At 50.6% G+C, this 19,387-nt stretch carries 15 protein-coding genes; 14 read left to right on the top strand and 1 reads right to left on the bottom strand.

Annotation, left to right across the window (positions count from 1 at the left end; all coding sequences use genetic code 11):
- Positions 1-118: 118 nt before the first annotated feature.
- The gene (locus M6D81_RS07540) at positions 119-943 is read left to right on the top strand and encodes an AraC family transcriptional regulator (RefSeq protein WP_262676405.1); all 825 of its coding nucleotides are present in this window, start codon (positions 119-121) and stop codon (positions 941-943) included.
- A gap of 72 nt (positions 944-1,015) precedes the next feature.
- Here M6D81_RS07540 and M6D81_RS07535 read toward each other — a convergent pair whose 3' ends face one another.
- Positions 1,016-2,809 carry a sensor histidine kinase gene (locus tag M6D81_RS07535; protein WP_262676239.1) on the bottom strand — a complete coding sequence of 598 codons (1,794 nt, stop codon included), beginning with the start codon at positions 2,807-2,809 and terminating at the stop codon, positions 1,016-1,018.
- A 182-nt stretch (positions 2,810-2,991) separates the two neighbouring features.
- On the opposite strand from M6D81_RS07535, the gene M6D81_RS07530 reads away from it, so the two are divergent.
- From M6D81_RS07530 to M6D81_RS07470, 13 genes are all read left to right on the top strand, one after another.
- Positions 2,992-3,954 (top strand): ABC transporter permease, encoded by a 963-nt coding sequence (locus M6D81_RS07530; RefSeq protein WP_262676238.1) that lies wholly within the window; start codon positions 2,992-2,994, stop codon positions 3,952-3,954.
- Positions 3,955-3,983: 29 nt separating this feature from the next.
- Complete coding sequence (locus M6D81_RS07525; RefSeq protein WP_262676237.1) at positions 3,984-4,871, top strand: carbohydrate ABC transporter permease; 888 nt, start codon at positions 3,984-3,986, stop codon at positions 4,869-4,871.
- Between the two features lie 89 nt (positions 4,872-4,960).
- Positions 4,961-6,658, top strand: a complete 1,698-nt coding sequence (locus tag M6D81_RS07520; RefSeq protein WP_262676236.1) for an extracellular solute-binding protein — start codon at positions 4,961-4,963, stop codon at positions 6,656-6,658.
- A gap of 75 nt (positions 6,659-6,733) precedes the next feature.
- The gene (locus M6D81_RS07515) at positions 6,734-8,410 is read left to right on the top strand and encodes a DUF4091 domain-containing protein (RefSeq protein ID WP_262676235.1); all 1,677 of its coding nucleotides are present in this window, start codon (positions 6,734-6,736) and stop codon (positions 8,408-8,410) included.
- Positions 8,411-8,443: 33 nt separating this feature from the next.
- A complete protein-coding gene (locus M6D81_RS07510; RefSeq protein WP_262676234.1) occupies positions 8,444-10,063 on the top strand; it encodes a response regulator in 1,620 nt (539 codons plus the stop codon).
- 42 nt (positions 10,064-10,105) lie between these two features.
- Positions 10,106-12,094: a glycosyl hydrolase family 28-related protein gene (locus tag M6D81_RS07505; RefSeq protein ID WP_262676233.1), complete on the top strand. Its 1,989-nt coding sequence runs from the start codon at positions 10,106-10,108 to the stop codon at positions 12,092-12,094.
- A 98-nt stretch (positions 12,095-12,192) separates the two neighbouring features.
- Entirely contained in the window at positions 12,193-13,074 is an 882-nt protein-coding gene (locus tag M6D81_RS07500) for an AraC family transcriptional regulator (RefSeq protein WP_262676232.1), read from the top strand.
- A 184-nt stretch (positions 13,075-13,258) separates the two neighbouring features.
- Positions 13,259-14,197 carry a TAXI family TRAP transporter solute-binding subunit gene (locus tag M6D81_RS07495; protein ID WP_262676231.1) on the top strand — a complete coding sequence of 313 codons (939 nt, stop codon included), beginning with the start codon at positions 13,259-13,261 and terminating at the stop codon, positions 14,195-14,197.
- A gap of 5 nt (positions 14,198-14,202) precedes the next feature.
- Positions 14,203-14,796 (top strand): DUF1850 domain-containing protein, encoded by a 594-nt coding sequence (locus tag M6D81_RS07490; RefSeq protein ID WP_262676230.1) that lies wholly within the window; start codon positions 14,203-14,205, stop codon positions 14,794-14,796.
- 3 nt (positions 14,797-14,799) lie between these two features.
- On the top strand, positions 14,800-16,932 hold the full coding sequence (locus M6D81_RS07485) for a TRAP transporter permease (protein WP_262676229.1): 2,133 nt from the start codon (positions 14,800-14,802) through the stop codon (positions 16,930-16,932).
- Between the two features lie 249 nt (positions 16,933-17,181).
- Positions 17,182-17,661, top strand: a complete 480-nt coding sequence (locus M6D81_RS07480; RefSeq protein ID WP_262676228.1) for an SRPBCC family protein — start codon at positions 17,182-17,184, stop codon at positions 17,659-17,661.
- A 27-nt stretch (positions 17,662-17,688) separates the two neighbouring features.
- The gene (locus tag M6D81_RS07475) at positions 17,689-18,024 is read left to right on the top strand and encodes an ArsR/SmtB family transcription factor (RefSeq protein WP_262676227.1); all 336 of its coding nucleotides are present in this window, start codon (positions 17,689-17,691) and stop codon (positions 18,022-18,024) included.
- A gap of 120 nt (positions 18,025-18,144) precedes the next feature.
- Positions 18,145-19,065: an aldo/keto reductase gene (locus M6D81_RS07470; protein WP_262676225.1), complete on the top strand. Its 921-nt coding sequence runs from the start codon at positions 18,145-18,147 to the stop codon at positions 19,063-19,065.
- The last annotated feature ends 322 nt before the right edge of the window (positions 19,066-19,387 follow it).

The raw sequence follows: 19,387 nt of genomic DNA, 5'->3' as shown, positions 1-19,387 counted from the left end.
TGGACAAGCGTTTGTCTTGCCCCTTTAGTCTAGCAGGGATGTGATACAATACATAGATAGAAGACTAACCTGTATGGGTAACAAAATAACTTTTTTGAATGAAGGGTTGTAGGTGAGCATGAACCGTAGCCAAGCGGATGGAGCGGTGCAGGAGATGCTGCTGAATATGCAGGTGCAGATTATAGAAGCGAACTTGACGCAGTGCTGGCCCGACTGGAGAGAACTGGATTATACCCCGGCTTACAATAAACTGTACTTCATACTGGATGGGGAAGGCTGGGTGAAGGTAGGGGAGCGGGAGCTATACCCGGAGCCGGGCCAGCTCATTATGATGCCCGCCCATGCGAAGCAATCGTACAGCGCTATAAGCGACAGACCTTTCCACAAATATTGGTGTCACTTCACGGCAACCGCTGGCGGGACCGATGTCTTCCAATGGCTGGATATGCCCTTGTGCTACAACGAGCTGGACCGGGAACGGCTGGAAGGGTTGTTCCGCGAGCTGGTAGATGCCAGGCGCAGCTATGCGCTAGTATCGCGACTGAAGGAGAAATCTGTACTGTTGCATATTCTGACCTTGGTCATGGAGAATCAGCCGCTGCGCATAAGTGAAAGCCACAGTCAGGAGATGGAGCGCCTGACGCGCATACAACAGTATGTCGATTCCCATCTGCAGCGGGAGCTGACGCTGGAGGAGCTGGCATCCGTCCTTCATCTTCATCCTAACTACTTCAGCAAGTACTTCAAGCGCCACTTCGGCGTATCCCCGCTGAAATATGTAAGCCGCAAGCGGATGGAGCATGCCAAGCTGCTGCTGAAGACGTCCTCGCAGAGCATTAAGGAGATCGCCCAGGCGACGGGATTCGAGGATGCCAACTACTTCTCCAAGACATTCCGCCGGGAAGTCGGCTACAGTCCGACGGAATATCGGGTCAATGTGTAATGCCGGCCGCTGCCTAATCGCTCCCGCAAGAGCTGCAAGGGGAGCCTCCGCCTGAGTCGGCGACGGTCGTCGTCACCGACTCAGGTTTACATTCGCTTGGCGTTTAAGTAAGCCCTCCGTAATGGGAATATCCTGATCGCTGTCCACAACCGGTAGGCAATAGCTGACCGTTGTCCCCATACCAGCTTGCGAGCTTATTGTTAAGCCGTACATATCCCCGAAGTAGGTTTTCAACCGACGTGAGACATTGAACAAACCTACCCCTGATTGATTATCTGAATCGGAAGGATGCTGCAATTGCAGCAACTTATCCTCTTCCATTCCGACTCCGTTATCGATCACATCGACAACGATTTTCGTTTCTTTGATATATGCTGTGATACGAATAAGGCCTCTGCGGTCCGTTAAAGCTTCCAATCCGTGTTGGATGGCATTCTCCAGAATCGGCTGGAGTATAATTTTCAACGTATAGAATCGTTTTACAGCAGGATCAATCTCCCATTCCACATCGAATTTCGATTGGGATCGAATCTGCACGATATCGAGATAGCAGTTCGCATGATAGAGCTCGTCACTGAACGGAATGAAGTGTTTTCCTTGAGAGACAGACACCCGAAACAAATCCCCCAGCTTTACAATCATCTTTACCGCCATGTCGGTATCGCATTCCATTAGATCGATTTCGCTCTTTATAAACTCCAGCGTGTTGTACAGGAAATGAGGATTGATCTGGGACTGAAGCAATTGGAGCTCCATATCACGTTTTTTCAAAGATACGGAGTAATTTTCATGAATCAACTTTGACAAACTATTGAGCATGTCATCGAAGCTTCGATCCAGAATGCTTATCTCGTCTTTGCCCGTCGCTGGTGAGGCGGGGTACTGGAATCCCTTGGCCACCCTTCCGACTTTGTTCCTCAGCTTGCGGATGCCATTCGTAATTTGTTGCGTAAGCAAGTAGCTGATGACTGTAAAGACGGCACACGCAATCGCGCCCGAGATTAAGACATACGTACGCATGCGATGAATGGGCTCGTCCATGGACTCCGTAGGTACGGAGAGGGCGATTACCCATCCTAACGGCTCCAGTTGTTGATGCCAGACAAAGTAACGATCGTCATCTTGATAGATGACTTCGGCCTCTCGGGGGCTTGCTTCCTTTTGAACTAGCTGAAGGAGGGACGGTTGTCCGATGAGAGAGGAGTCGGCGTCATAGATGGTAGTTCCATTCTCGTTCACAATATGAAATCGAACGTTCCCCAATTGTTGGGTGAGATCGGAGTCGATGCTGACGATGGACGGTAAGTTAACCTTCATCTTCAAGTATCCGATCTGCACGCTGTCTTCGTAGCTGAAGATCGCTCGGAAATAAGTGATGAAGTACTTGTCTTGGAAAGCATCGTGTTCCAGATACCACATCGGTTTTTTATTGTTGAAGGTGTCAAAGTGCGGATCATCGCGTAATGCGGACATTGGGAAAATGAACTGCCCGTCGGAATAGGTATAATCCTTGGTGTAATAGAAACCAACTTCCTCCACCTGCGATTCCCGATAAGCCCTCATAAATCGTGTAGCTGCATAGATTTCCTTATTGACCGTAATTATTCCCTTATCTTCAAAAATACTGGGGTCGGATAACAGACTCTGGATGTCCGGGTTTAACATGAGATGATTGGCGATGCTTTCATATAGCTGGAGATTGAAGGAGATGGAGCTATTTTGTTGACTGACCATCGTTTGGTAGGAGTCGCCAATGCGATTAATAATTAAGCTCTCCGCCTGCTTGATGAACAGCATGGATAGGACAATGATCGGAATGGCATTGGTTAACAGATAAGCAATCGTCAATTTATTATGAATCCGCATGTTGCTCCCCCTTATCACAACAATCATCGGCTGAATGGGCTTATAAACATTGTACATGAGTAGCTTGAATCCGCAATATAGGGCAAAAAGAAGATACGAAGGGACAATTATTTTGACTTATTTCATGCAAATGGCCTTGCTATACTTTGATTAAGAACTGAAAGACACAAGGAGACTATTGCATGAAACTGATGAGTGCGAGAAACAATCTGCCTGTAACCGATAGGAGTTCGAGATGGGTTCGTGAGCGGATAAAATCGGTCTGGTCACATCGGATGTTTTATTTATTTCTTTTGCCGGGACTGGCGTGGTTCTTTATCTTTTCTTATATTCCGTTGTATGGCGTTACGTTGGCCTTTAAAGAATACAGCTTCACTAAGGGAATATTGGGCAGCCCGTGGGTAGGACTAAAGTATTTCGAACAGTTCTTTCATTACTATCAGGCATCGGATTTAATTAAGAACACGGTCGTCATCAGTTTGCTGAAGCTGTTGATAGGCTTTCCAGCGCCAATCATTCTTGCGTTAATGTTGAACGAAGTCAGTAAATCGTGGTTCAAGAGGCCGATCCAAACGATTTCTTACATCCCTCATTTTATATCCTGGGTAGTTGTCTATACGTTATTGAATCGTCTGCTTTCGCCTAGCGGCGGTCCGGTCAACGATATGATCGAATCGTTCGGAGGGGAGAAGATCTTTTTCTTTGGGGAAATCGATTGGTTCTATCCGTTAATCATTGTTTCATTCGTATGGAAGGACGTCGGTTGGAATTCGATTATTTATCTTGCGGCTATTTCCGGCATCGATCAGCAATTGTATGATGCGGCCAAAATCGATGGAGCCGGGAGATTCAAGCAGATGTGGCATATCACATTGCCGGGAATAAGGGATGTATTTATTCTTCTGTTTATACTCGGAACGGGTTCATTAATGAGCGCGGGTTATGAGCAATTGCTGCTCTTCAACAACCCGGCTACTGCTTCAATTGGCAACGTGTTGGATACCTATGTCATCAATGCGGGAATTAAAGGGGGAGAAATGAGCTATGCAACGGCAATCGGCTTTTTCCAAAGCGTCATTGCTCTGATCTTTATCCTGACGGCGAACAAAATAGCCAAAAAAGTCAGCAGTACTCATTTGTTTTAAATTTTGTTTGATTGATAGGAGAGAGATTGATGCGTTATATGTTTCCTGTTATCAACTATTCGCTGCTCAGTTTGTTTGCATTTTTTACGCTCTATCCCTTTCTATACGTCATCGTCTATTCATTGAATGATGGGATGGATGCGATGAAGGGCGGATTATATTTCTGGCCGCGAGAGTTTACGATAAAAAATTACGTAGAGCTGTTTAAAGATTCTACTATTATCAATGCTTACCAGATAACCATTTATCGAACCGTTCTGGGCACTTTGCTGCATGTTGTGCTTAACATGTTATTCGGCTATGCGCTGGCCAAAAAAACGCTTCCGGGAAAAAACTTCATTACGTTTTTCATCTTCATTCCGACCTTGTTCGGCGGGGGGCTTATTCCCTTCTTCATTCTTCTTCGGGATTTGCATCTGCTGAATACATTTTGGGTGTACATCGTGCCATCGTTATATAGTTTCTTTCACATCATCATTATTCGCACATTTTTGCAGCAGCTGCCGCCTGAGCTGGAGGAATCCGCCAAAATTGACGGCTGCGGAGATTTAAGAATATTCGTATCCATTATTCTGCCGCTCTCCATGCCCGTATTGGCTGTCATATCCATCTTTATCGGAGTAGGACATTGGAATGATTGGTTTACCGGGAGGTATTTCGTTACCGATAAAGACTTAATGCCGGTTCAAACGCTGCTGCAGGATCTGCTTACGCAATCGGATGCGTTGATGAACGCGGCCAAGTCAATTGAGAAAGGGGCCGCAACCTCTCAATATAATATGGGGTCTGCGAAAGTGACGGCGGAGTCTCTCAAAATGGCCGTGTTGGTTGTATCGACCGTTCCTATTCTATTGATCTATCCTTTCTTCCAGAAGCACTTCGTCAAGGGCGCTCTGTTAGGTTCCGTTAAAGGGTAGCGAGCATCTTAATATTTCGAGCCGAAACAGGCCCGATTTATTATACAAGTTGTAAAAATAGCATTCAAGAAACAGGGGAGGGTTCGCACATGCGCAGAAAGACATTGCTTGTTACATTTCTTTGTTTGTATGTCATCATCACGATTCTAGGTGGTTGTACCTCCGGGAATACGAACGAAGGGAAGGCGGAGGACGTTCGTCCGAATGAGGGAAATGCGGAAGGAAACGAACCGGAGAAGTTTAAAGAAGTAACGTTAAAGCTGTTGACCAACTGGAACGGAGCGTCTACGGCTCCGGCGGATCAAATCAACAATCCGGTAGCCAAAGTCATTCGGGAAAAAACCGGCGTTACGCTGGAGATCATCGAAGTAAAGATGTCGGAAGTCGAGAAGCTGAATGCCATGTTCGCGATTCAAGATTTTCCCGACATTTATGCCGGACCGGCCTGGATGGGCGGAGCGGAGATGGAAACTATTCTTAAAGGCGTTAAAGGCGACATGTTTCTGGATTTGTCCGATTACATGAAACGGTACCCCAACTTGGCGAAGAGCGTTCAAAAAGAAGCTGTGCCGCTCGATATGTACAATCGATACTTGGACCCGGACAATTTCGGCGGGAAATCGTACATGCTGTATACGGGCATGCCGGCTACAAGCGAAGATGGTTATGATTGGCTATACGGATTTTATGTAAGGAAAGACATTGCCGAGAAGCTGGGCGTCGACCCCCAAAGCGTTCGAACGAAAGATGATCTATATCAATTTTTGAACAAAATTAAAGAAGCCAAGCTAGAGGAGAACGGCAAGGAGATTTTCCCTATGGGCGCGTTCCATGGAGGCTGGCCGCTCGGTCTATTGTCCAAAATGTTCTACAACAACGCAGGGTGGCAATTTAACGAAGACGGTACGGTGCAGCATAATTTCATGACTCAGGCCAATGAAGAGGCGATTCTCTTCACTCGGAAGCTGATTAGTGAAGGCCTGCTCGATCCCGAAGCTTTCTTGCAGTCGGAAGCGATTGCCAACGAGAAGATCGCTCAGGGCCGTTATGCGGTTCTTCCCGGCCACTTCTATTACGTCTATGAAGCGACCAGTGGATATGTGAGAGATAATCCAAGTGGAGAATTCATCCCGCTGGGGCCGATGAACAATAGTAAAGGCGATCCTTATACGACCGTCTTCCGGGCGCAAGGCCATAATATTAATTTGATTCCGAATACGTCCAAAGATCCGGAAGCCGCTGCTCGAGTCATTGATTTCCTATCCTCGGACGAAGGGTATGTTCTTACGCACTATGGAGTCGAGGGCGTACATTATGACAACATAGACGGCAAGCCTTCGGCGAAGGCAGAGTGGGTAGAGAAGATGAAAGCTGATCCGAAGGCACTGTTGAATGAAGGGATAGCGGCGGGGTATGCAACCTTGTCCGGTCCCGATCGACAGGTGTCGCTTGGCGGCGGAGCATTCGGCCATGAAGCGGATCCCAAAAACGCCATCGCGCAGCAATACAAAAAACTGCTGCGTCAGAAGGGCATAGAGATTGCGAATGGCTCCGATCCGCAGCTTTATGCGATATCGACGGACTTATGGCAATCGATTAAACCGGTTGCCGACGGTCTGGCCGAGCTTACGCAGCAGGCTTATTACGCCAAGTCGGAAGAAGAGGCGAAGAAGCTGATCGAAACGGGCAGAAATCAAATGGAGAAGGCCGGAATTCATAAGCTTGAAGAGATGATGGCCGAGCAGCATAAGAGCACCCCGTTCATCGAATATCTTGACCCGAATTGATCCAGCATTCAGAATGAAGACGATAGCCGGTTGCCTTGGGCTCGGCTATCTTGCTTCCAAGGAGAAGATCGCTTAATGACGCAAGAGATAACATTCGAGACCGTTTCTTTAAGCTCGCTGGCGAAGGTGTTCCCGGATGAGGAGATTCAGGACCCTGTGTTGCAAGGCGCAACTGCGTTGTGGAATGAAATCTATTCCTACCAAATCGCCTATCGGTGCGAGGGGAAATTGCTCCGACCGATGCAGATTCGGATGCATTCCGATATTCAGCGTCACGTTCAAATACGATCCGTCGGAGTCGTTCCGGTAGAAATGCCGACCTATCATGATCATGACGATGACGTGCTGCGCGTGACGCCAGGCTTATACCCGGACCCCTTGTATCCGATCGAAGGATTTCGGCTTACCGGCTTGCCGGGACAATGGAGGTCGATTTGGATCGAAGTTGATGTGACGGATGACATCGAGCCGGGCACCCATAGCATTGAAATTGCATTCGAGACCGATGAAGGGGAGCTGTTGGGGCGACAAAGCTTCGATTTGGTTGTCGTGGGCATCGAATTGCCCAAGCAAACCTTGATACGCACAGAGTGGTTTCATAGCGATTGTCTGGCTGCCTACTACGGAGTTGAGGTGTTTTCCAGCGAACACTGGCAATGGATTCGGAAATATGTTCGCACAGCCGTCAGAAACGGAATTAACATGATTCTGACGCCCTTGTTCACCCCTCCTCTGGATACCTTCATAGGGGGAGAACGACAGACGGTTCAACTTGTTGGCGTAGAGCAGCAGGGCGATGGCTACCGCTTTGACTTCGATCGATTAGAACAATGGATCAGGCTGTGTGAGGACTGCGGCGTCGAATATTTCGAATTTTCTCACTTATTTACACAGTGGGGAGCGAAGTCTGCTCCGAAAATTATGGGACAAGTGAACGGAGAACAGAAGCAGCTATTCGGGTGGGAGCATTCCTCGACAGGACAGGAGTATCAACATTTTCTGGAGATGTTTCTGCCGGAACTAAGAGCATTCATTTTGCAGCATCAGTTGGAGTCGCGCGTTTATTTCCATATTTCCGATGAACCCGGTCCTGCCGATCTTGAAATCTACGAGAAGGCCAGCCGCTTGATTCAGAAGCATATGGGCGAGTTCTCCATTATAGACGCATTGTCGGATTACTCATTCTACGAGAAAGGACTCGTGGAGAAGCCCATTCCTTCAAATGATCATATCGAGCCGTTTATCCAGAATGAGGTTCCGGATCTGTGGACGTATTATTGTTCCGGACAATACAAAGGCGGTGTGTCGAATCGGTTTCTGAATATGCCTTCCTACCGCAACAGGATCATCGGCATGCAGCTCTATAAGTTCCGTATTGCCGGTTTCCTGCATTGGGGATACAATTTCTGGAATTCCCACTTATCCAAGCGTACCATCGACCCTTACAGGGTAATGGACGGCGATTATGCTTATCCTGCCGGGGACGCTTATGTCGTGTACCCAGGAGAGTCCGGCCCAATCGAGTCGCTGCGCTTGCGGGTATTTCACGAGGGCATTCAGGATATGAGAATGCTTCAGCTGCTGGAACAATTAGCGGGACGGGAACAGACGTTGATTTGGTTGGAAGAAGGACTATCAACACCTCTCGCATTCCATCAATATCCGCATCATCCATCATGGATACTGAGCAAAAGAGAATATTTGATTAAAAAAATAGTGGCATGCAAGGAGAAGAGGAGGCTTGCAGATTAGCGTATCCAGTCCAATGAAGGAGGAGGATGCAACATGTATCGGCTGCTTGTTGTGGAAGACGAATATGCTTCCCGGAGATGGTTGCTGAAAAAACTGGATTGGGAACAGCTGGGTTTTCATGAAGTCGTATCCGCCGAAAATGGTGTGCAAGCATTGGCTATGCTGTCTGAAATGGGGGGAGTAGATGCGGTCATTACGGATATACGCATGCCGCTGATGGACGGTCTTCAATTGGCGGGGGAGATCCGATCCTTATATCCTCAGGCGGAAATTGTCATCCTTAGCGGGTTCGGCGACTTCGAATATGCGCAACAGGCCATTCGATTCGAGGTTCGGGACTATTTGACCAAACCGATATCCAAAGAGCGTTTGGAACAGGTTGCCGAAAGAGTTAAGATCCGGTTGGACGATAAATACCTGCAGACAACAAAGATGCAGCAGGCCGTATGGCTGCAGAAGGAAAAGACTGAGCTTGAAAAAACGAATGTATTGTTCAGGTGGCTGCGAGACAAGGAGAAGGTCTCGGCCTTTCACCTCAAAATGCAGCAATTCGGCATTCAATTTCATCATCCCGAGTATTGGATTCTTGTCGTAGAGTTGGATGAATACCATAAATTCAGGTTCAGGTACAATCAAGAGGACAGGGATTTATGTACGTTCATTATCTCGAATATTTTTGGGGAAGTGATGAATCCCTACGGAAGTATCGGGTCCACTCACTCGGACAGGGGTCAATTTGTATTTATTATGCCTTACGATCAGTCACAAGGGGACTGGGAGCAATACGCCCTAAGGATCGGGGAGCAATTAATAGAGAGTTTGCATAAACATCTCAAGTTGTTCAAGGTTTCCGTCTCTGTTGGCTGCAGTCGGGCAACAAGTCAACCGGAGCGCTTGCCTTCTTGTTATGAACAAGCGACCCGGGCGCTGGAACGGAAATTTATATCGGGTTATGGGCAAGTTCATCTTTATTCCGAAGAGGCGGCGGAGTCGAGAGCATCGCTTAGCGATGTTCCGTACGAAATGGAGCATCAGATGCTCCAAGCCTTTAAGGAACACCGATTCGAGCAAGGCATAGCTTGCTTATCGCAATATCTGAATGCATTGGCGAAGCTGGGCGAGGTTGCATTAATCAAGCAGATTGCGTGCGAATGTCTCGCGAACTTGACCAAGTCGCTGCGAGACTTTCGTTCCGTATCGACACCGGAACTGTCGTTTATTGAATTTCTGGAAAGATTGAGCATGACGGATGAATTTTCGCAATTTAAAGACGATGCTCTGAAATACGTGCAATCCATCTATGACCGTTTCCATGAGCAACGTCGTGTCAGCCGTATGGATCGAGCCGTTGAATATATGAAGCTGCACATGACCGGGGATCTCTCTTTGCAGGAGGTAGCCGATTATGTCGATGTGGGCTATCATCGCTTCAGCAAGCTGTTTAAACAAGAGAAAGGCCAAAACTTTATTGATTTCCTGGTCAGTTTGAGAATGCAGCGCGCCTTGGAGCTTCTGGAGAGCTCTGATCGAACGATAGCTTCCATCGGAGAGGAAGTCGGCTATTACAATTATCGCTATTTTATTAAAGTGTTCAAAGATCAATATGGCATTACGCCGACCCAGTATCGGGAGCGATTAATGACCGTGATCTAGACGAAATAACATGCAAGCATAGAAAGCGAGGAGGATTCGAAAATGGAAATGAAGGACAATGGAATGATCAGCAGAAGGAAAATGCTGGCTGCATTGGGCGTGGCGGGTGTAGGCTTGGTAGCCGAGAACTTAATCCCGGGAAGTGCATCGATAGCCTACGCCAAAAATGACAAAGAGAAAAAAGACAAATGGCAGACGGCAGGAGATTGGATTGCCGTTACGCTCACCGAGTTGATGACTTTGCAATTACCGGATGCAGACTGTATTTATTATTTGAAGGAACGCGGCAAGGAAGGGCCTTTCTATTATGATGCTTCAGACGTCTCAACTGCGGATAATACAGGGACCGTAATTGTCTCCAATAACGGAGCTCGATTCAAACGCATCTATCATGGCGAGGTTAACGCGAAGTGGTTCGGCGCTGTTGGAGACGGCTTGGCCGACGATACGGCGGCCATAACCAAGGCAGTCGAAACGGTGCAACCACCTGTCGGGAACTACCATGCGGCGCCTGGCGGCACGGTATTTCTTCCGGAAGGTTCCTATCGGGTAACCAGCACCATTATTTTGTGGTCGAATGTATGTTTGCGAGGGAATTCCATTGAATCCACTCGAATTATTGCGGATCTGAATGGTTATGCGTTGACGCTCGCTTTTCTCCATAATACCGTCTCCGATCTGAAGATCGTCGGAACGGGCAATCAAGCGGAAAGTGCGCTTTCCTGCGGAATCGATATGAACTATACGCCCCATCGATGGAAAATCTCAAATGTTCGATTCGAAAAGCTGTTGAAAGCATTCGAAGCAAAGGGTGCATGGACGGGAACGATGAACGACATATATGTCTATAACTGTGGCAATAGCTCTACTTATGCCTGTTGGCTTGGCACGCATGCGGAAGGATACGAAACCAACAATGTGACATATACGAACCTGCACATTGAGGGATCGCAGGAATGGATTGGCAAAGGGTTGTATATTGAAAACCTCGACCATTCTTTCCATGGGCTTCATATCGAACATATTAGACTTCCGGATGCGTTCACCTCCAATGCCGACGGCGTAAGTATCAACGGTATTTATGCCGAGCACCATTCGACGCCGGCGGATAACCAATTAACGTTCAATAAGAACGCGTTAATTACCGGAGGTCTGATTAATTGCGAAGTGGTATCGAACGCCAGGGTCACCTTTGAAGGAACCCGCTTCTACGTCCCGCAGAGCGTCACTCATAAAAACTTTTATAATTGCGTGCAGCCGGATATTCGGAGTGTTGGAATCCTTCAAGACATGGCTTCGTTGCCGGCCATAGAGGATTTTACGGCGAGAGACATCTCTTTGGACACGAATTCGGGAACGTTCGAGGAATGGGCTATCGGTATGAACGGGACGGATGGATTCATTGGGGAAAGCGGGTACTACAGCGGAGCCCACCGGCTGGAGATTTTGAACGAAGCGGGTCAATATTTCACCGGGACGAGAAGCTGCAAAGTGACCAAGGTTTCGGATGACGCATTTGGAGGCAGCGTTTACTTCACATTCCCTGAGACGTATTTGAACAAGAAAATTTATGCTTGGGCCATCGTCAAAAACCCGTCCGCCGATCTGCAGCTTACCTTTGGACTGGGAGGCTATGGATTTGAAGAACCTCAGAAGCTTATTCCGGTATCGAATACTGGAAGCGATTTCAAGCTGCTGGTGGTTGGACCGGTTACACCTTATAGCCATTATGTGACCTTCAATATCAATAAAGTTGGAGGAGGAGCTCCCCCTAACGGACAATATTTTATTATTGATAGTCTGGGAATCAGTGTAGGCGGAATTAATTTCAGTAAATTATTTCAATCGGTAAAGTCGGAGGGCAGAAGTCTCGCATCCCTGCCTGCCACTGGAAAATGGTTGATTGGCGATGAAATTAGGAATGCCGCTCCTTCCGCAGGTGGAAGCTTAGGGTGGGTATGTGTATCGTCAGGCGAATTCGGAACAATCAGTCCTCCAATTTTCAAAACATTCGGACAAATAGAGTCATAGGGAGGAACGACGCTCTTTCAAATAGCTCGAAGAAGAATAGCCCCATTTATCGGCGCATAGATGAGGGCTATTCGAAGTGAAGCCAGGAGGTGGTTGCGTTGAACATTCGATATTGCGGAGCGGGCTCCCTCTCACGTTCGGAGGAAACCTCGAGTGGTGGGATGCATCTGTCTTGTCATGAAATTTTATATATTACCACGGGAAGGGCTGTTTTCAGCTGGAGGGGGAATACATGCGAGGCTGAAGCGCCAGCCGTGTTTATTCTGCCTCCCTCTACGCCGCATGAACTGGAAAGCGGCTATGGCGAAATCCGATATTGTTTTGTTGAACTGGACAAGTGGAACGATTTCCCGCTTAGCGACGAGCAAGTGGATCATTGGAACTTTATGCAGTCGCAGAATGACGTGTATGCCAAAACGCTGGCGGCTTCTTCGATTATTCTGTCCATTGAGTTCGTTTATGCGATGCATTCGACCGGGAACGCTCCGCGCAACTCGAACCTAGAGGAAGCGTGTTTGCTGGAAATTCGCAAAATTTATAAGCTGATAGCCCATGTTGTGATCGAATCCGGGGACGAGCCAGCTTATTGGGAAAGGAAGGACAAGCGGAAGAGTCGAGCGGCAGTCGACTTGATGATTGATTACATGGATACGAGGTATAAGGAAGACATTACACTGGAGGAACTTGCTCAATCCGTATATTTACATCCCTCTTACGTGGTGCGTCTATTTAAGAAACATAAAGGCATGACTCCGTTCGAATATCTTCGCGACCTGCGACTGAGAGCCGCGGCCAGTTATTTATCGGGCAGCGATATGCCCATAAGCGATATCGTGCAGAAGACAGGATTCAACAGCCTGCACTACTTCACGAGGATGTTCTCATCCCATTACGGGCAAAGCCCGGCAGAATGGCGAAGGCAGATACGAAGCCGCAGCAAGTCGGCGCCGATGGCGAATGCGGAATCTCCGAGTTGTTAGCGAACTCCCGTGCCCGCCGCAACGCAATTCCGCGGCTGACTCCGCGGATGATTCCCCGGCTTGCTCCGGTGACTGACGAGAAGTTCTCCCTCTCCAATGGAATTGGACTCATATTGGCCTGGTGCCTCACATACCAATGTTATAAGGCATGAGGCCTGTATACATAGAAGAGGAGGATATGAGAATGATGAAGAGGGGCTTGCTTGCGGTGTTAAGCTTAATGCTGGTGATGCTTGCTGCCGCGTGCAGCAAAGGCGATAAGGATCTGGTCATCCTGACGGGCGGGGAGCAGGGCACTTATTATCCGCTTGGAGGCGCGCTGGCGCAGATTATTAACGACCAAGCCAAGGGAATGACGGCAACTGCCGTTACAAGCGGCGCTTCTGTCGTCAATGTGAACGATGTGAACGACGGCAAGGGCGATCTGGCGCTTATTCAGAATGACGTTGCTTATTACGCCGTACAGGGCACGCAGATGTTCCAGACGAAGGTCGACGGCTTCAAGGGCGTCGCGATGCTGTATCCGGAGGTGGTGCAGATCGTAGCGGCGGCGGACAGCGGGATCGCAAGCGTGGACGATCTGAAAGGGAAGCGGATTGCGGTAGGCGACCAAGGCTCAGGGGCCGAGGTGAACGCGAAGCAAATTCTGGATATTCATGGTATTGCCTATGATGATATTAAAGTGGAATATATGGCGTTCTCCGATGCGGCGGGCGGCATTCAGGACGGCAATATCGATGCGGCGTTCATTACGGCCGGCACGCCAACCGGCGCCATCGAAGCGCTGAAGGCGAACCGGGCCGTGACCATCGTAACGATAAGTGATGAGAAGATCGCGGAGCTGGCGGATAAATATCCGTATTATACCTCATTCAACTTGCCCAAGGATGTATATGGAACGGAGAACGATGCCAAAACCGTTGCCGTAGGCGCGATGCTCGTCGCCAGCGACGATATGTCGGAGGATGATGTGTATAAGCTGACGAAAGCGATGTTCGAGCATCTGGACGTATTCGCGGCGACGCATCAGAGAGGGAAGGACATTACGCTGGACACCGCGCTGGACGGCATGTCGGTCGATATCCACGCGGGTGCGCAGAAGTATTACGATGAAGTGAAGTGACGGCGATGAGACCGCTATGGCCAGGGAAGAAGGAAGGGGCATTGCTGCTCGGCAATGCCCCTTCCCGGGATTCGCGGGAAGTCGTCTCAACTGCTTGTTATGCGAAGCTTCTGAGGGCTGGCGGCATCGGAGTCGCACTTGCGGTGCTTCTCTGGTGGCTGCTCCAGCCGATATCCGCCTATCATCTCCAGATCGTGAGGGCCGACAGCGGGAAGGTGTTATGGTCGGAGAATGTGCAGACGGGAGAGGCATTCCTGGTAAGATATGTGCACTCCGTCGAGCTGTCTCCCGTGCTGGAATACTTCATGGTTGGAGATGATGGCGAGATTGTGGCGACGGAAAGCCGCACCCGTTCCTTCGGCGCCGGACTGCCGCATGTGAAGAAGGGGGTAACGGAGCTGGCGGGAGGTTATTATGTGATGCGGGAATTGTATGAGCCGGTAGGCGAGCTCCATGTTCAGCCTTCGCATCTCCACTCGCACACGCTTCAGTACCACGGAATGACGGTGCAACTCAATCGGCCGCCCTATGCCCGGGAGCATCTGATCGTGCGGGCGCAGCAGCCGCCGCGCTGGCAAGCCTTACTAGGAGGGGGTTGAAGCATGGTTGTGTCGGTCAGATCGGGAATTGTGCTGCTGCTGTGCGTCTTGTTGTCGCTGTATCACTTCTGTACGTCGGGCTTCGGTTACCTTCCCGGCGTCGGCTCGCGAACGCATCTCGTCATTCACCTTGTATTCGGACTTAGCCTCGTCTACTTGCTGTATCCCCTCATGAAGGACGGCAAGCGGCGATATGCGGCATGGCTCGATTATGCGCTTGCGGTCAGCTGCTTGGGCATTGGAATCTATATGATGATCAATCTCAAGTCGCCCTCCATCTTGAGCGCCCGCATGACGTTAGTCGATCTGCTTGTGGCGATTGCATTAGTCGTGCTCGTGCTGGAGGCGACCAGGCGGGTCGTCGGCAAGGCGCTCGTCATTATCGCGGGCGTGTTCATCGCCTACTACTTCCTGGGCGAATATCTCATCTATCCGTTCCGGCACAGCCGCGCCGACTTCGAGCGATTCTTCTACGAGATGTCCTTCACGACGAGCGGCATCTTCGGCACTCCGCTTACCGTGTCGGCCAACTATGTATTCATCTTCATTCTGTTCGGAGCGATTCTGGAGGCGACCGGTGCGGGCAAAATGTTCATCGACCTCGCCTTGCGCGCCTTCGGGAAATACCGGGGCGGTCCCGCCAAGGCAGCAGTCGTATCCAGCGGCATGCTGGGCTCCATCTCCGGCAGCTCCATTGCCAATGCGGTGACGACGGGTACGTTCACGATCCCGCTCATGAAGAAGGTCGGCTTCAAGCCGCATGTAGCGGGAGGCATAGAGGTGGCCGCCTCTTCCAGCGGGCAGCTGCTGCCTCCGATTATGGGGGCAGCCGCATTCCTGATGATCGAATATACCGGCTATGCGTATGTGGAGATCATTCGCAGTGCGCTTATTCCGGCTTTGCTCAGCTATTTGGCCATCCTGCTGATGGTGCATTTCGAAGCGGTCAAAAACCGGATCAGCGGCTTGAAGCGGGAGGAGCTCGTCTCCGGCAAGTCACTTCTGCTGCGGCAAGGGTATCTTATTTTTCCGATAGCGGTGCTTATCTTCTTCCTAGCTTCCGGCAAGACGGTGGGCAATTCCGCCTTCTTCTCCATCGTCATCCTTATGGTGATCGCTTACTTCGCCAGTCTGCTTCAGCGAAGGCTGCCGATCGGGCTGCTTATTGCGATAGTGTTGTCGGCAGCGGTCTACGGTATGAACGCGCTCTTCGGATGGCCGGCGGAGATTGCGGTCGTGTGCGTGCTGGGCGTCGCGATTGCGTTATTGTTCGTACTGCTGCAGAGGGCGGCGAAGCTGGAGACGCAGCCGCTGCGCTTCGGCTTGCGGGAACTGGCCGCCGGGCTGGAGCTGGCCGCGAAGAATGCGTTGTCCGTCATTGTCGCTTGCGCGACGGCCGGGATGATGATCGGCATCGTCAATCTGACCGGACTCTCCAGCAAGCTGCCGCATATTATCGTCGGCTTCGCCCGGGACGTCTCGTCCTGGTTGCCGCCCTTCGCAGCGGCATACAGCGAATCCATTCAGCTGTATGCGGCGCTGGTCTTGACGGTGGTGGCCTGTCTCATCCTGGGACTGGGGCTTCCTACGACCGCGACCTACGTCATTCTTGCCGCTATGGTAGCTCCTGCGCTCGTCACGCTGGGATTGCCGGTTATGACGGCTCATCTCTTCGTGCTGTATTACGGAGTGCTGGCAGACGATACGCCGCCGATTAATCTGCCGGCTTATGCGACGGCGGGCATTGCCGGCGCCAATCCCATCTCCACGGGGGTGCAGGGCTTCAAGTTCGATTCTGGCGCCTTGCTGCTGCCGTTCGCCTTCGCCGCGAATCCCAACTTGCTGCTGCTGAATCCGGACGTATCCCCTTGGGTGCTGGCGCTCAATATCGGCACGGCGCTGCTCGGCATTGTGGCGCTCGCCTCCTTCATACAGAAGTGGCTGTTCTCGGCGTATAGGGGCTATGAGCGATGGCTTGCCTTCTTGGCGGCGCTTGTGCTCATTCACGGCAGCTGGATCACGGATGTGGCGGGCATTGCGGTGCTTGCTCTGCTGGGCGTGCTGACGTACCGCAGGCGCGAGCCGGCAAGTCGTTCGGGGGCGGTCAAGGAGAGGGCATCTGGCTTGGGAGGGTAAATGCAGTTAATAATTGGTGGCAGTAACGTTTAGCGAAGCTAAGTGCTTGCCGCCTTAAATATCGCCTGCCTCTAGCCGTTTAGCGGCTGAAGGCAGGCGTTTTTTGCCGGTTGCTTTGGGCTGCAAGGCATGCAGCATAGGCTGGAGAGTAGCAGTTAGGAGAAGTCATTTTAATTAATTGCTTTTCAGTTATATAACCGTATGGTAATATAAAGTAGCAAGACCGATTACAATTACTGGAGGGATTGGATGGACGGCAAGGTATTGCAGCGGGATAATCGTCGTATTGTAAGTTTCGAGCGTTACTTGAAGCATCCGGTGGAGAAAGTGTGGGAGGCGATTACAAGGCCGGATCAGCTTGCCCAATGGCTAACCGTAAAGTCGGAGCTGGATTTGAATGTGAATGGACAACTCGTGTTAAGATGGGATAACGGAGACGAGGTAACGGGCAAATTCACAAAAGTCGAAGCGCCTTACGAGCTGGAGTACACGTGGATGGAGTCGTCTTCAGGGAACTCTGTGGTACGATGGATGTTGAAGGAAGAAGGCGAAGGCTGCATGCTGCAATTGACGCACGACTTCCCTGAGTCAGCTGCCGTCATTGATTTCTTGTCGGGCTGGCATGTGCATCTGGATGTGCTGGATACCGTGCTGCAAGAGCGGTTTACCAGCTTTCCGGACGGCCGCGTGAAGGAGATGCGGAAGCTATATGCGTCAATGATGACTTAAGAAGGGGCGGACATGGGGCGATGAACGATGACAACTAGAACGGTTTTTGAAGTGTTGGCGGAGCCGCACAGAAGAAAGATTCTCGATCTGCTATGCGTTCGCGAGCGTTCTGTAGGAGAGCTCGTCGCTATCTGCGAATTAAGCCAGCCGGGCGTATCCAAGCATCTTCGCATATTGCGGGAAGCCGGGCTCGTAGCCGTTCGATCGGTCTCGCAGAAGAGCATCTATTCCATAGTGCCGGAGCCGCTGAAGGAGATTGATCATTGGCTGGCATCCTATCGCCGCTTCTGGTCCGGCAAGCTGGATGAGCTGGAGCAGTTTCTGGATCGGGGGAATAACGGTGAGAAGCCGCATGCGGAATAACGGTGCAGATTGTTGCGAATCGTTGCTTTTTCTCGAAGTATTTCTCTCATAAGATAATTAGGCGTATAATTGAAGATAGGCTGAGAAGCAACTCTTATGATGGGAAGGAGTGCGAGCAACGTGAAATACAGAAGACTGGGAAGCACAGAGATGAAAGTATCTGTTGTTGGCATCGGCACCTGGCAGTTCGGCGGGGAGTGGGGGAGAACCTATACGCAAGCGGAAGCGGATGCGATACTGGACAAGGGGCAAGAGCTGGGCATTAACCTGATTGACACGGCGGAGTGCTATGGCGATCATCTGTCCGAGAAGTTCATCGGCGACTACATAAGCCGTCGCAACCGCGAAGACTGGGTTATCGCCACGAAGTTCGGCCATCAATTCCACGACTTGTTCTCCCGTACCGACAAGTTCGACGCGGGCAGCATGCTGGAGCAGCTGGACGCTTCGCTGAAGGCGCTGAAGACGGACTATATCGATCTGTATCAGTTCCATTCCGGGCCGGACGAAGCGTTCGACAAGGACGAGCTGTGGACGATGCTGGATAAGCAGGTGATGGCGGGCAAGATCAAGTTCCTGGGCACCTCCATCTCCAAAAACGACCGAACGCATCAGACCGACGCCTCGCAGAAGGTTGGCTCTCGCACGATACAAGTGGTGTACAATCGGCTTGACCGCAAGCCGGAGGAAGGCGTCTTCCCGTCCTGCCAGCAACAGGATCTCGGCGTACTGGCGCGTGTCCCGCTGGCAAGCGGCTACTTGAGCGGCAAGTACAAGCCGGGCGCGGAGTTCGCGGGCAACGATGCGCGTCACCGCCACGATGCGGAAGAGCGGCGCCGGAAGCTGGAGGAAGTGCAGCGGATTGCGCGCGAGGAAGTGCCGGAAGGAGTGGACATGGCCAGTTGGGCGCTCGCCTGGTGCCTGAAGCATCCAGCGGTGACGACTGTCATTCCGGGCTGCAAGGACCCGGCGCAGGTCGAGATGAATGCGAAGGCGGCGGAGCTGGTCACAGAGCCGCATCCGCAGGACGTGCAGAGGTAGACAACCTTTATCAAGGCCTTTCAATTTGTGGTAAGCAGAAGTAAAGTCTCCATCTCCATTGCGACAATGGTGATGGAGACTTTTTTCAGTGAGGAGGCACATAGTTATACAGGCGTAGGCGATTGCACATCTTTTAATTGTCCGTTTTCCATATGCACAACCGTATCACATAGCGATATAATATCTTCTCTATTGTGACTAGTGAACCTCTCGTCAATGAATGGACGAGCTTCTCAAATCATCGGGACTCGTAACCTCGTCCCTCCTTGAAGGCTAGTTCCTAGCCTGATTGGATTGCTGTGGCTACGATACGCTCTGCAAA

Origin of the sequence: Paenibacillus sp. J5C2022 (assembly GCF_025567625.1) — a bacterium.
In the GTDB taxonomy this organism is placed as follows: Bacteria; Bacillota; Bacilli; order Paenibacillales; family Paenibacillaceae; genus Pristimantibacillus.
The sequence above is the reverse complement of the archived record's forward strand: the minus strand, read 5'-3'. Positions and strand labels throughout refer to the sequence as shown.

What these genes read in the sequence shown, in the direction of transcription:
- M6D81_RS07540 (WP_262676405.1), top strand. Translation starts at nt 119, where the DNA reads ATGAACCGTAGCCAAGCGGATGGAGCGGTGCAGGAGATGCTGCTGAAT.
- M6D81_RS07535 (WP_262676239.1), bottom strand. Translation starts at nt 2,809, where the DNA reads ATGCGGATTCATAATAAATTGACGATTGCTTATCTGTTAACCAATGCC.
- M6D81_RS07530 (WP_262676238.1), top strand. Translation starts at nt 2,992, where the DNA reads ATGAAACTGATGAGTGCGAGAAACAATCTGCCTGTAACCGATAGGAGT.
- M6D81_RS07525 (WP_262676237.1), top strand. Translation starts at nt 3,984, where the DNA reads ATGCGTTATATGTTTCCTGTTATCAACTATTCGCTGCTCAGTTTGTTT.
- M6D81_RS07520 (WP_262676236.1), top strand. Translation starts at nt 4,961, where the DNA reads ATGCGCAGAAAGACATTGCTTGTTACATTTCTTTGTTTGTATGTCATC.
- M6D81_RS07515 (WP_262676235.1), top strand. Translation starts at nt 6,734, where the DNA reads ATGACGCAAGAGATAACATTCGAGACCGTTTCTTTAAGCTCGCTGGCG.
- M6D81_RS07510 (WP_262676234.1), top strand. Translation starts at nt 8,444, where the DNA reads ATGTATCGGCTGCTTGTTGTGGAAGACGAATATGCTTCCCGGAGATGG.
- M6D81_RS07505 (WP_262676233.1), top strand. Translation starts at nt 10,106, where the DNA reads ATGGAAATGAAGGACAATGGAATGATCAGCAGAAGGAAAATGCTGGCT.
- M6D81_RS07495 (WP_262676231.1), top strand. Translation starts at nt 13,259, where the DNA reads ATGATGAAGAGGGGCTTGCTTGCGGTGTTAAGCTTAATGCTGGTGATG.
- M6D81_RS07490 (WP_262676230.1), top strand. Translation starts at nt 14,203, where the DNA reads ATGAGACCGCTATGGCCAGGGAAGAAGGAAGGGGCATTGCTGCTCGGC.
- M6D81_RS07485 (WP_262676229.1), top strand. Translation starts at nt 14,800, where the DNA reads ATGGTTGTGTCGGTCAGATCGGGAATTGTGCTGCTGCTGTGCGTCTTG.
- M6D81_RS07480 (WP_262676228.1), top strand. Translation starts at nt 17,182, where the DNA reads ATGGACGGCAAGGTATTGCAGCGGGATAATCGTCGTATTGTAAGTTTC.
- M6D81_RS07475 (WP_262676227.1), top strand. Translation starts at nt 17,689, where the DNA reads ATGACAACTAGAACGGTTTTTGAAGTGTTGGCGGAGCCGCACAGAAGA.